The 12,011-nt window shown below is 57.3% G+C and carries 12 protein-coding genes; 2 read left to right on the top strand and 10 right to left on the bottom strand.

From position 1 onward, the window contains the following. Window positions 1-84 precede the first annotated feature (84 nt). The 4 genes from P8935_RS22455 to P8935_RS22440 all read right to left on the bottom strand — a co-directional run bounded on the left by P8935_RS22455 (window position 85) and on the right by P8935_RS22440 (window position 3,288). Window positions 85-1,338: a DUF6596 domain-containing protein gene (locus tag P8935_RS22455; RefSeq protein WP_348262546.1), complete on the bottom strand. Its 1,254-nt coding sequence runs from the start codon at window positions 1,336-1,338 to the stop codon at window positions 85-87. A 3-nt stretch (window positions 1,339-1,341) separates the two neighbouring features. After that, window positions 1,342-1,689: a YciI family protein gene (locus P8935_RS22450; protein ID WP_348262545.1), complete on the bottom strand. Its 348-nt coding sequence runs from the start codon at window positions 1,687-1,689 to the stop codon at window positions 1,342-1,344. 121 nt (window positions 1,690-1,810) lie between these two features. After that, window positions 1,811-2,734: a 4-hydroxy-tetrahydrodipicolinate synthase gene (gene dapA, locus P8935_RS22445; protein WP_348262544.1), complete on the bottom strand. Its 924-nt coding sequence runs from the start codon at window positions 2,732-2,734 to the stop codon at window positions 1,811-1,813. A gap of 74 nt (window positions 2,735-2,808) precedes the next feature. Beyond that, on the bottom strand, window positions 2,809-3,288 hold the full coding sequence (locus tag P8935_RS22440; RefSeq protein ID WP_348262543.1) for a GNAT family N-acetyltransferase: 480 nt from the start codon (window positions 3,286-3,288) through the stop codon (window positions 2,809-2,811). Between the two features lie 424 nt (window positions 3,289-3,712). Between P8935_RS22440 and P8935_RS22435 the strand changes: the two genes are divergently transcribed. Next, window positions 3,713-5,482: a TonB family protein gene (locus P8935_RS22435; RefSeq protein WP_348262542.1), complete on the top strand. Its 1,770-nt coding sequence runs from the start codon at window positions 3,713-3,715 to the stop codon at window positions 5,480-5,482. Between the two features lie 20 nt (window positions 5,483-5,502). Here the strand turns inward: P8935_RS22435 and P8935_RS22430 are convergent, their stop codons facing one another. Both P8935_RS22430 and P8935_RS22425 read right to left on the bottom strand, forming a co-directional pair. Further along, on the bottom strand, window positions 5,503-6,270 hold the full coding sequence (locus P8935_RS22430; protein ID WP_348262541.1) for a TIGR03435 family protein: 768 nt from the start codon (window positions 6,268-6,270) through the stop codon (window positions 5,503-5,505). 46 nt (window positions 6,271-6,316) lie between these two features. Then, entirely contained in the window at window positions 6,317-6,994 is a 678-nt protein-coding gene (locus P8935_RS22425; protein WP_348262540.1) for a dihydrodipicolinate reductase C-terminal domain-containing protein, read from the bottom strand. Between the two features lie 156 nt (window positions 6,995-7,150). On the opposite strand from P8935_RS22425, the gene P8935_RS22420 reads away from it, so the two are divergent. Next, a complete protein-coding gene (locus P8935_RS22420) occupies window positions 7,151-7,555 on the top strand; it encodes a DUF1801 domain-containing protein (protein WP_348262539.1) in 405 nt (134 codons plus the stop codon). Window positions 7,556-7,565: 10 nt separating this feature from the next. On the opposite strand, the gene P8935_RS22415 is transcribed toward P8935_RS22420, so the two are convergent. From P8935_RS22415 to asd, 4 genes are all read right to left on the bottom strand, one after another. Further along, window positions 7,566-8,387 carry a hypothetical protein gene (locus P8935_RS22415; protein ID WP_348262538.1) on the bottom strand — a complete coding sequence of 274 codons (822 nt, stop codon included), beginning with the start codon at window positions 8,385-8,387 and terminating at the stop codon, window positions 7,566-7,568. 102 nt (window positions 8,388-8,489) lie between these two features. Further along, window positions 8,490-8,933 (bottom strand): ester cyclase, encoded by a 444-nt coding sequence (locus P8935_RS22410; protein WP_348262537.1) that lies wholly within the window; start codon window positions 8,931-8,933, stop codon window positions 8,490-8,492. 132 nt (window positions 8,934-9,065) lie between these two features. Further along, window positions 9,066-10,478 (bottom strand): lysine-sensitive aspartokinase 3, encoded by a 1,413-nt coding sequence (lysC, locus tag P8935_RS22405; RefSeq protein WP_348262536.1) that lies wholly within the window; start codon window positions 10,476-10,478, stop codon window positions 9,066-9,068. 107 nt (window positions 10,479-10,585) lie between these two features. Beyond that, a complete protein-coding gene (asd, locus tag P8935_RS22400) occupies window positions 10,586-11,674 on the bottom strand; it encodes an aspartate-semialdehyde dehydrogenase (protein ID WP_348262535.1) in 1,089 nt (362 codons plus the stop codon). Window positions 11,675-12,011: the final 337 nt, after the last annotated feature.

The raw sequence follows: 12,011 nt of genomic DNA, 5'->3' as shown, positions 1-12,011 counted from the left end.
TGCTGCGACGCGGGTAACTTTAGAGCTTTCAATACATTACCCTTTGGAAACTTTCTTTCCACGAGCCCTCAACCTCGACCGCATTTATTCGTCTACCAACATCCGGCGCTGTTCAAGAAACCGACGCACTGAGGGATCGCGTTCGAGGCCGATGGCGATCGAGTAGGCGTGACGAGCTTCGTCGCGCGCGTTGATGCGAGCGAAAAGTTCGGCGCGAGCTGCCCAGTATGGCTGGTATTCCTTAAGGCGCGGATCAGCGGCGACTTCATCAAGGTGATCGAGTGCGCGGCGTGCGCCATGTAACTCGGCGAGAGCGAGAGCGCGGTTGACAGCGGCCACGGGCGATCCGCTAATCGCGAACAGCGCGTCATAAAGTTGCACGATGGCGGCCCAATCGGATCGGCCACTGCGTGCGCGAACCGCATGAGCAGACTGGATCGCGGCTTCGAGTTGATAACGGCCGACCATATTCATGGTCCCGGCGCGGTGAAGGAGCGACTCAGCCTCATCAATCATCGCTGCATTCCACAGGGTTGGGTTTTGCTGCGTGAGCGGAATGTAATCGCCATCCGTATTGCGGCGAGCCTGACGTCGAGACTCAGCGTGGAGCATGAGCGAAAGAAGGCCCAGGCCTTCGGGCTCATCAGGGAGTAGTTCAACAATGAAGCGGCCGAGATAGATGGCTTCTTCCGCGAGATCGCGACGTGCCACATCTGTTCCGGCGGCATCGATCCAGCCTTCGGCAAATGCGGCGTAGATGGCATCGAGTACCGTGGCTAGCCGCGCGCGAAGCTGGCTGCGTTCGGGGATTTCGAGGGGAATTCCTGCCTGCCGAATTTTATTTTTAGCGCGAACCAGCCGCTGGCTCATGGTGGCAGGGGAGATAAGAAACGCAGACGCGATGCGAGCGGCATCGAGACCCAGAATCGCCTGCAACATCAGGGGCGCACGGATGGCTGCATCGATCGCAGGATGTGCGCATGCAAACATGAGGCCAAGACGGCGATCAGGGATCTCCGCCGACTCCTCGTCGAATGGCATGGCCGCTGCTTCGTCGATTTCATCCGAAGCTGTTTCGCGTTGCGAGGACCGGGAAGCATCAAGGAATTTGCGACGAGCCACCGTCATGAGCCACGCTTCAGGATTTTGCGGGCAGCCGTTGCGAGGCCAGTCTGCCAGCGCCGTGGCGAAAGCTTCAGAAAGTGCGTCCTCGGCGGATGCCACGTCGCGGGTGGTTGCCGCAAGAAACGCAACGAGCTTGCCATAACTGCGGCGCGCAACCTGCTCAGCCAAGTCACATGGGTCGCAAGGTCGCACGCCGTCTTGAGAGTCACTCATGGCTTACATCTTCCAGATGGGCCGGACCTCAACTACTCCGTGCTGCGCGCCGGGGCAACGTGCGGCCCACGAGAGTGCCGCATCCAGATCAGGAGCATCGATGAGGAAGTAGCCGCCGAGCTGCTCCTTGGTGTCGGCATAAGGGCCGTCGAGAACCTGCGTTTTGCCATCGGCAGTGCGCACCGTGGTTGCTGTGGCGATGGGCTGCAGGCGGTTTGAACCCACGTAGGCGCCCGCCTGTTTCAGCGCTTCAGTGTATGCCATGTACGCGGCATAACCCTGTTGCTGCTGTTCCTTGGTCATGCGCTGGAAACCTGCTTCTTCTGCGTAAAGGGTCAACAGATATTGCATTGGGATGATCCTCCGTTTGAGTTTTGGGCGGTGGTTTAAAGCGCCGTCACCACGATGACGCGCGGTGCGTTCTCATTTCGACAGGGAGACCCAAATTTTTCTGCGCGACGATTCGTGAAAATCAGAACATACGCAGGTCGCCGGCGGGTACAGCGAACTTCAAGAGCCCAAGTTCTCCAGCGAGGCGCTCGAGCTTAGCACGGGTGGCCGGCATCGGCGGGACCAAAGGCAAGCGCACTGTATCGGATGCGCGGCCCATCAAATTAAGAATAGTCTTCACGGGGCCAGGATTTGACTCCCAGAAATTTGCTTCGAAAAGGCGTCCATAGCGGCGCTCAAGTTCGCGGGCTTCGGACCACTCGTCGCGAAGGGCGGCGCCGATCATACGTGCCATCTCTGCAGGAATCTCATTGGACGCCACGCTGATCAATCCTTGCGCGCCAACCCCGATCGCAGCGAGAGCAAGGTTGTCGTCGCCGGAAAAAATCTTGAAGCTCGATGGAAGAGAGTGCACAAGTTCCGCGATCTGGGGAAGCTTTCCGCTGGCTTCCTTGATGGCTTCCACATTGGGTGCTGCGGCGGCGAGGCGAACGACGGTCAGTGGATCCAGATTGACACCGGTACGTCCGGGCACGTTGTAAAGGCAGACGGGTATGGGGTCCACACTCTTTGCGAGCGCGAGAAAGTGTTGAAACTGCCCTTCCTGCGTTGGCTTGTTGTAGTACGGATTGGCTGAAAGGATGGCGTCGACGCCCGGCACCTGGCGCAGCATGGTAGCGAGACGCAGCAGAGTTTTGGTGGAGTTATGGGTGCAACCGGCCCAGACAGGCACACGACCGGCCGAGGCTTCGATGACGATACGAACTGCGCGCAGCCACTCCTGTTCTTCGAGCGTGGCCGCTTCTCCGGTCGATCCGCAGGCCACAATGAAGTCGATGCCTGCGTCAATCTGCCAGTTCACCAGCGCCCACAGCGCCGGCTCATCGATTGATCCGTCCGCCCGGAAAGGCGTAACGATTGCCGTACCGCAACCCGTAGTTTCCATCACTGAAAAGTGTATATCGCAGGGCTGTGACTTGGAGCGTGACTGAGGGACCACGATGGATTTAGAGACAGGGATCAGGGCTGGCGAAATTCCGACTCAAGCATCGACATCAGGTGAAGATTGCACCAGCGTCCATCACGTCGCGCAGCGTCGCGCATTATGCCCTCATATTGGAAGCCGAGACTTTCGTAAAGGTGGCGGGCGCGAGAGTTGTCTTCGAACACGTCGAGGAAAAGCCGGTGCGCGCCGAGTTCGAGGAAGGCGATCCTGATTAGCTCCTTGAGGATCTGACGGCCCAGACCGCGCTCGGGCACGGCGACCACGATGCGCTTGAGTTCGATGGCACGCGAATCCTCCTGAATGCCGCGCAGAATGGCATAGGCCTGGATCTCGCCCCAATCCGTTTCGTTGACGTAATAACGGGAGTCGCCACCCGTAATGTTGTTGAGGTGACGTTCTTCGCTCCACTGCCCCACGAATTCGCGGGCCATGGGGGTACGTTCAAGAGCTACGATGTCAGGGATATCGTTTGGTGTAGCAACGCGAAGAAACATAGTGTGGCAATATTTTAGTGTTCAAGGCCGGATAGCGGCAGCGAATGAATCTGATCTCTGTCCATTTGCCGATCGATTTGCTCCGTCTTGAGGGTGTGAAAGCAAAGCGTTTGAGCGATCAAGTTCCTGTAAGGACAATGTTTGGCCGCCGACGGCACGTGACGAAAGGCATGTATCCCCTAGTACCTAGTAGTTCCAAAGGGCATAGAAGTCCATATACCATGACCGTTACAGGACCGAAATTCAGGCTGCGCAATCTCCGCTAGACCGGAAATAGATTGTGCACTTAACTGAATGCAAAGGATCTTGATCTGCGAATGCCGGAATGGATTCGCAGGCAGTTTTGGCTTTTCTTCCCAGATCCGCTGGCACGCCGATCTTCAGAATGGGCTCTAGAACCCATTTCGAAATCAGGCTTTGCATCATGTCGAACTCAGAATTGCCGCGTGGCGAAATCACAGCGGCTTCGGGCGTCGACATTGACCGAGAAGAAGGATCGAGGATCATGATCGCCAGAGCTGAGATTTCGAACGCGCAAGGTTCGCAGGGTGAAAAGAACGCCGCCAAGGGAATGAATGTCGCCCTGATCGGCCCAAATGACACACACCGGCAGATTGTTGCCCGGGCTCTCGCCTCATCCCAGGGCCGCAAGGTCCACGAGTTTATTGATTATCCTGATCAACTGAACGATCTGCCGAAGATGTTCGAGCAGAATTTTGATTTCGTGCTGGTCGATGTCGACACCGACGAAAGCTATGCGTTGCAGATCATCGAGAAGCTGTCTCAAATTGGACAGTCGGTGATGGCATACTCCGCGCGCAGCGATCAGGAACTGTTGATGGCTTGTATGCGTGCAGGTGCCCGCGATTTCCTGCCGCTGCCGACAGAGAACGAGCCTGCGGCGAAAAGCACGGAGCCGATCAGAACTGAGCAGCCCGCTGTGAAACCGGCAGCTGCACCGCCGCCAATTGCTGCAAGACCCGTTGAGCCGCCGCGAGTACCGGAAGCACCAGCCGCGCGTTCAAACGTGACCGCCATTCTTCCCGAAAAACGGTTTGAACCGACGCCGCAACCTTGGTCGACACGCGCCAGCGATGGGTACAAGGATCCCGAGATTGCGCGTGTGATTGAAGAGGTCACAATTCCCTCGCCAGAGGCCTCTGCGGCCGAGAAAGCTCCCTCCGAGTTTGATGCTTGGGATGCCGCGAATTTGCGCCGCGCTCCCCTGCCGCCACCGCCTGGCAAGCGGGCTGAAACACGTCCTCGTCCAGCCTTGGTACCCGAGCGCAGAAATCCGGAACCCGCACCTCGCCCCATTTCCAGCTTCGAGAAACCAGCCGCCCCCGCTATCGAGCGGCCACCGGTAGCCGTGGAACTATTCCGTTCATCCGCAATTCTGAGCGACTCTGAACCCGACGAAGCTGCCGAAAAACAGGGCGCGAACTGGGTCAAGTGGATTTTGATCGCCGCTGGTCCGCTGGTTCTAGCGCTGGTCTTGCTGGTGGTATTCACTCGCTCGTCATCGCCGAGTTCCTCACCGAACTCAAACAAGGCAACAACGGCTTCCGCTCAAGATAAGAATGAAACGCAGCCCGTAACAGCTTCGAACGCGCAACCTGCAGCCAAGCCCATTGCCGGAACAACCGCTGCAAAACCAACCGCGACTTCGGTCAATACGCCCACTACGCCAATTGCGGCCGATTCCAATCAACCTGAGCCCGTGTCGCCCGACGCGATGGCTGCACAGCTTGTAGCCCCTACACGCATCGCCGGCCAGATCAAGAAGGTTGCACCGGCTGACGAGCCGCCGCCATCGGCGCCCCCCGTTGTCCCGATGGATGACAGCAGTGCGGTTCCAGGCACTGTTTTCGGAGGATCCCCGAAGGTGAAGATTGATCCGCACGTGGTGGGAATCTCCGCCGGTGTTGCCGAAGGGATGATCATCCGCAAGACGCCGCCGGTCTATCCCAAGTTTGCTCAGGACGCTCACATTACGGGCAAAGTGATTTTGAAGGCTACGATCACGAAGCAAGGAACGATTGAAGGCGTGCAGGTACTCAGCGGTCCAAAGATTCTGGCGCCGGCGGCAGTCGATGCTGTGAGGACCTGGAAGTATCACCCCTATATGCTCGATGGCCAGCCGGTATCCGTGGAAACCAACATCACAATTGTCTTTGGATCGGCTTCCAAATAATTCGCAACAATTCTCGTAGCTTAGTTTTCTGAAGGGCGCTCAAGATGGTCGATAACGACCACCTCAATGGGCGCCTTTGCGGCTTCCAGCCTGAGGCCGAGCTGCTCCTGCAGGGCCGTGAAGAGGGAAGGGCCGGTCTCGACAGACTCGGGATCGTTGTTCCAGTGCCACGTGAGCTCAATGTCGTAGAGCCCGGATAATCCCGTCTTGTCGTTAACCTGACGTCCAACTATTCCCGAAAGTATGCCCGCTAGACCGCTTGCCGGGGTGCGATGCACCGAGAGCCAACCAGGGCTTGACTGGGATGTACTTTGCTCGTCTGTAGCCGAAAGCTTGAGTTTAGGTCCATGCTTGGCGACGACGAGATCGTAAACTGGCAGCTCTCGCCTTTCCACGTGATACTTCAGGCCCATGCGTTCCTCGAGAAGCTGGCGGAACATCAGTTGCCACATATCGCTACTATCGGAACCACGCAACTTGCGAAAAGCCTCAGTAGTTTCCGCGTCCATCTTGGCACGAAAATCGAAGCGGTCCGAGTTGGTCCACGACGGCCATCCAAAAATCTGATCAGCCGATCTCACTGGGAAAGCTTGACTGACGACCGAGTGAATCGTCATGTTCACCATCTCGAAGCCATCGGGAAGAGTCCGAGTCATGGCGCGATCGTCGAGCGCGCGATGCGGCTTAATGGAAACCACGTCCCACATGAGCGGTTTGCCGACGACGTCTTGAGATTTCGCTTGAAAGAGTGTAGCGACAAAGAAGATTGCGACAATCAACTTCTGCATGATCGTTTCGACCTGACTTATCGAACCGAGAATTGTACTCGGAAAACTATAGCTGGTCGAAAATTTCGCGGAACTCCCACACGCCTGACTTGCCATGTAGCCACTCTGCGGCCCGTACCGCGCCGATGGCAAAGCCACGGCGGGAGTGCGCATCGTGGCGCAACTCGATGATGTCGTGATCGCTCTTCGCCGTGACAATGTGCTCGCCATTGGCATCGCCGACGCGATGCGACTCGATCGGTACATCAATGCCTGGCTGCACAGAGCTGATGATTTCCTTGAGAGTGATGGCGGTGCCCGAGGGTGCATCGAGCTTTGACGTGTGGTGCGTCTCGCTGATGGAAAACTCGTAGCCCTCGATGCGGGCAAGCTCGGCGGTAAGGCGAAAAAGCTTTTGCACGCCGATGGAGAAATTTGTGCCGTAGAGCAGGCCGCCTCCACGTCGCTGGGCGATGGCTTTGAGTTCCGGCAACTGGGTGTACCAGCCGGTCGTGCCGACTACGATACGACCTCCAAGCGCGAGGACGGCGCGAATGTTTTCAACTGCGGCGCTTGGCGTAGTGAAGTCGATCACCACATCGACGCCGGCGAGGCTGGGACCCGTAAGCGCCGAGGCCTGCTGATTTTCGTTGACGTCGAGAGCGCGCACGCCGTGTCCACGCTCGCGGGCGACTTCCGCGACCAGCGAGCCTGTTTTGCCTTTGCCCAAAACCAGAAAGAGCATCTTCCGCTCCTTAAAATTCACGTTGATTTACAGATTACAGCCTATCCGACGGGGACGAGGATCTTGAATCGCTGCAGCGAAATTAACTAACGAACTTTGCGAATCCGTGGCGCTTTCCGGGTGAATGTTATGCGCCTTTTAGGGTAAGTTAATTCGGTGAAGACAACGCAATTACTGCGGTTCGACGGCGCTGTGGAGCGGGACCCCGCCATCGCTGCGTGGATGAGAGGGCATCGAGGCGTATTGGGAGCGATCGCGCACGAGTGGTTCGAAGTGATGCGTAAGTGCGGCGACGAAGTTCGCGAACTTATGCATGACGGCTGCCCGGTTGCCTGTCTGGGAGATGTGCCCTTCTGCTACGTGAACGTATTCACCGCTCACGTCAATGTAGGGTTTTTTCAAGGTGCATCGCTACCAGATCCGGCTGGGCTGTTGCAAGGCAACGGCAAGTTTATGCGCCATGTGAAGCTGAAACCGGAAACGGCCTCGAATGACGCAGCTTTGAGAGTGTTGATTGAGAGAGCCTATGCGGATATGAAAGAGCGCGTCGAAAACGGCTAACTCGGAGCGCTCAATATTTCCGATATACGAGCAAGTTCTTCTGGCTGGGCTTTTCCGGCACCCAGAATTCCTCGGATAGAGTCCTTCCGTCGTCACTGACCTTCCACGTCGTTCGCAAGATGACGCGGCCGGCGCAAGTGTCTTCCGTCTGAATCTCGCGCAGACCGGGCATTCTGACGGAGCGCGAGAATCCGAAGCGCTGATTGGCGCCGCGTATGGGAGTTGGCGGTTCGTCGATGAGGGAGTCGGAGACTTGACCCCAGTCCTGATCTTCGAAATGAAAGGCGTTGTAGTTGAGGATGAGCACTACAGTCTTCGAGGGGAAGTCAAAGGGCCTGGTCGCTATCCAACGGCCGGAGAAGCCGGTCGATCCCGAGTCTCGGAAGTCAGAGTTTCGGACTTCAGGGTCGCGTGCATAGACGAGTTGCTTATCTTTCGTGGAGCCGCCGATCTGAATCAGTCTGTCGATGGTGGTCAACGTCTTGCCATCCGTCGAGAGTTCCCATCGTATGTTGGTTGGGTTGGGGCCAACGGCCTTTTCTTTCAAAACGATTGTCGTCGGATCGGTCTGGGTGCAGGAGAAAAATCCACCGCTGCCGATAGTGGTCGGGTATGGGTTGCCGTCGCAGCGAAAGGAGTAGTCGATTACGCCATCATCGACGTGGTACATGCCTTCGGGAGTCAAGGTGATGGTGAGGGTGGGCGCAGCGAAGTGGCTTTTGGACTCATCCAGCGTCCACTGGCCATCCCATGGAGACGGCCAATGGTGGCAGCCTGCAAGGACGGCGGCGAAGAAGTAGAGGCAGAGAAGGAGCGGGGATTTGACGTTCACAATCCAGACTCACGATCAATCAGCTTTTGAATGGATGTGAGTCTACAACCTCTATCAGCGAAATTGCAACGGCGAACCCTCGTGTGCCAACAGGGGCACCTGCTAACTGCCGATGGCGTTGAGATGGCCAAGTAGCTGGAACATGGAGAGGTCATCACGCACAGCGAAATGGTCGACGATTTTTGCACCTCTGAGGCGGAAGCGATGAATATGCTTGACCTTGAACTTCCTGCCATTCGGAGCGAGCGTGGGTCCCTGAAGCGGGAGAATTAATGAAAAGTCGCCGAGATGTGTGCCGGACATGGTGACCTCGCACATGACCGTATCGCTCTCCTCGACGAGCGAGTCTATTTGAAAAAACAAATCCGGAAATGCGCCACGCCAGGTGCGGATAACGTGCTGAATGATTGCCCGAACGTCGGAATATTGAACACCGAAATTAGAAAATTCCGAGGAGAAGAACTCGTCTATCTTCTCTACTTCCCCGTGATTCCAAAGCTCGTCAAAGTGGCGTCTAACGCAGTCTTTGTTTGCGCTTTCAGTCATAGGGGCTCCGCAAATTACTTTACGCAGCATACATTCGTTTGCAATCGACGTATAGCCAAGAATCGTGCAGTCGCTAACCTTGAGCAGAGGCCGCTGAAGAGGTAGAAAAACGGGATCGCTGCAGACCGGGAGCTAAACCACAGCCTTGCGTGACTCTACATCAAACACTACCGGATCGGGTTCCTTAAAGAACGCGGCATGCAGCGAACGCACAGCTTCGTCCGCATCTTCTTCATCAATCATGAAGCTCATATTGATTTCGCTGGCGCCCTGCGAGATCATGCGCACGTTCACATGCTTGATGGCGCTGAAGACCTGCGCTGCCATGCCGCTCTGCCCGCGAATATCTTCGCCGACCAGGCAGACAAGCGCCTTCTTACCTTCATATTTCACATCGGCGAGCTGGCTCAGATCGGCTGCGATCAAAGGCAGCTTGTCATTGGAGTCCACTGTCAGAGAGACAGAAACTTCGCTTGTGGAAACCATGTCAACAGGGCACTGGTGCTTGTCGAAGATGTCGAAGATGGCCTTGAGGTAGCCATGCGTCATCAACATGCGGCTGGCGACCACGTCGATAATGGAGAGCTTCTTCTTTACCGCGATGGATTTGAAGGGGCTGCTGCAATGCGGCGCGATGGAGATGATCCGCGTGCCTTCGTTTGCCGGGTTCTTGCTGTTGAGCACCAGCACTGGGATGTTCTTGCGTACTGCGGGCAGAATTGTTGCCGGATGCAGCACCTTGGCGCCGAAGTAGGCAAGCTCTGCAGCTTCTTCAAAGCTGATGACCTTGACCCGCAGGGCATCGGGGCATACGCGCGGATCGCTGGTCATGATGCCGTCAACGTCGGTCCAGATTTCGATTGCGTCGGCTGCAAGCGCACCGCCCAGAAGAGCAGCGGTGAAGTCGGAGCCGCCACGGCCGAGCGTGGTGGTGATATTTTGTTCGTTTGCTGCGATGAAGCCGCCCATGACGGGAACCTTACCCTGATCGAGGAGTGGGCGAAGATGCTCGGCGGCGCGTTTCTCGATCAGCACGTCGAGGGGAACAGCTTTGCCAAACTGCGAGTCCGTAATGATGATTTCGCGCGCGTCAACGTGTGCGGCGTTGGTGCCTCGCTCAGTGAATGCTGCGGCGATGATACGGCTGGAGAGGCGTTCACCGTAGCTGACGACGAGGTCGGAGATGCGCGGGGTGAGTTCGAGAATAGCGGCGAGGCCGCGCAGGATTTCGTCGAGCGAGTCAAACTTCTGCTCGATGAGATTGCAGAGCGCAGCCGCGTCGGCTGGGGTCTTGATCAAGGCGCAGGCAGTGTCGCGATGGCGGGCGCGCAGGCGAGAACTGATGGCGAGAGCGCCTGTGCGGTCGCCTTGGGCAGCGGCGGCAGCAGCACGCAGAAGCTGATCGGTCACCTTGGACATGGCGCTGACCACGACGACCGTTTGCTTGCCGGCGGCGACGCGGCCCGCGACGATTGCGGCGGTACGGTTGATGGCGGTCGGGTCTTCCACCGAGGTGCCGCCGAATTTCATCACGACCAGGCTCATGTGTTCCTTGTTTCGACCTCAGGGGCTAAAGCCCACATGCATTTGGCGGCTCGCTATACGGGCCAAAGCTCGCATCCTCCGCGGACCTGACGACCACTTCAAATAAGCTACGCGCGCGCCGCAGTTTCGGCCACTGGCTCCAATTTGCCGAGACTGACTAACAACTCGGCGTTGAGGATCGCAGCGCCGGCGGCTCCGCGAATGGTGTTATGAGAAAGCACGGTGAACTTCCAGTCGAACACGGTGCAAGGGCGAAGGCGACCTACAGTTACCGCCATGCCGCGTCCGCGATTGCGATCGAGGCGGGGCTGGGGACGGTCAGGCTGGGTCGCAAATTCAATTGGCTGCTCGGGAGCCATCGGAAGATGTTGCGGCTTGAGAGGCTGGAACTCAGCCCACGCCGCAAGAATGTCCTCATGGGTGACGGTGCGGCCCAGCTTGTTTCCGAGTTTGATAGAGACACTTTCGGTATGACCGTCTTCGACCGCGACGCGATTGCAGTGTGCACTGATCTTTGCTGCGAGCGGTGTCACGTGGTTGCCGTCCAGATGGCCAAGTAGCTTGAGAGTCTCGGCTTCCATCTTTTCTTCTTCGCTGCCGATGTAGGGGATTACGTTGCCCAGAATGTCCATTGAAGGCACACCCGGATAGCCTGCGCCCGAGATTGCCTGCATGGTGGTGACAAAGATCTGCTCGATACCAAAGCGCTCTTCGAGAGGCTTGAGCGCCATCACCAGCCCGATCGTCGAGCAGTTGGGATTGGTGACCATGTATCCGCCCGAGTCGCGGCGCGAGGACTGCTCCTCGATCAAGTGCAGGTGGTCGGCATTGATCTCGGGTATCACCAGAGGCACATTGGGCGCCATGCGATAAGCGCTGGAATTGGAGACAACTGCGCAGCCGGCGTTGGCGAACTTCGGCTCCATCTCGCGGGCAATAGCGGCGTCGAGTGCGGCGAAGATAATCTTCGGAGCACCTTCTGGCTCGGCCGCCGAAACGGTCATGCGCGTAATGCGCTCCGGAAGTGGAGTGTCGAGGCGCCACTTGGCAGCTTCGCCATAAACTTTTCCGCTTGATCGGTCGCTGGCTGCAAGCCAAGTAATTTCAAACCACGGATGGTCTTCAAGCAGCTGAATGAAGCGTTGGCCGACCATTCCGGTCGCGCCCAGGATGCCGATTGGATATTTGTTTTGCATGACGTGTGAACACTTCAAGTGTACAGGAACTGAAGACAGGGATGGACTAAGGGACCGGGTACTTGGGATTGGGGATCAGATGGCATTCTCGCGCAGCCCATGGTACCGCTTACGCCAACCGGCGGGAGCCGTTTCCTGATTCGGCCTCGACGCGATTCTCAACACGAATTACATGGATCTGCACGCCGATTCCGTCGACACATTCGCGGCAGGATCACTTGCGGTTTCGGACGTGTTATCTCCCGTGTGGCGGACTGCTTGGATTGGCGCTCTTTGTCCTGGTGTGTTTGCCATATTGGAAGCAGTCCGAAATGTCCGCAAACGACGACTGCGTTTG

Origin of the sequence: Telmatobacter sp. DSM 110680 (genome assembly GCF_039994875.1) — a bacterium.
Lineage (GTDB): Bacteria > Acidobacteriota > Terriglobia > Terriglobales > Acidobacteriaceae > Telmatobacter.
The sequence above is the reverse complement of the archived record's forward strand: the minus strand, read 5'-3'. Positions and strand labels throughout refer to the sequence as shown.

Bases quoted from the DNA above. Each gene is read 5' to 3' on its own strand.
- P8935_RS22455 (WP_348262546.1), bottom strand. From the start codon at position 1,338: ATGAGTGACTCTCAAGACGGCGTGCGACCTTGCGACCCATGTGACTTG.
- asd (WP_348262535.1), bottom strand. From the start codon at position 11,674: ATGCAAAACAAATATCCAATCGGCATCCTGGGCGCGACCGGAATGGTC.
- P8935_RS22435 (WP_348262542.1), top strand. From the start codon at position 3,713: ATGTCGAACTCAGAATTGCCGCGTGGCGAAATCACAGCGGCTTCGGGC.
- P8935_RS22410 (WP_348262537.1), bottom strand. From the start codon at position 8,933: ATGACTGAAAGCGCAAACAAAGACTGCGTTAGACGCCACTTTGACGAG.
- dapA (WP_348262544.1), bottom strand. From the start codon at position 2,734: ATGGAAACTACGGGTTGCGGTACGGCAATCGTTACGCCTTTCCGGGCG.
- P8935_RS22425 (WP_348262540.1), bottom strand. From the start codon at position 6,994: ATGCTCTTTCTGGTTTTGGGCAAAGGCAAAACAGGCTCGCTGGTCGCG.
- lysC (WP_348262536.1), bottom strand. From the start codon at position 10,478: ATGAGCCTGGTCGTGATGAAATTCGGCGGCACCTCGGTGGAAGACCCG.
- P8935_RS22430 (WP_348262541.1), bottom strand. From the start codon at position 6,270: ATGCAGAAGTTGATTGTCGCAATCTTCTTTGTCGCTACACTCTTTCAA.
- P8935_RS22450 (WP_348262545.1), bottom strand. From the start codon at position 1,689: ATGCAATATCTGTTGACCCTTTACGCAGAAGAAGCAGGTTTCCAGCGC.
- P8935_RS22440 (WP_348262543.1), bottom strand. From the start codon at position 3,288: ATGTTTCTTCGCGTTGCTACACCAAACGATATCCCTGACATCGTAGCT.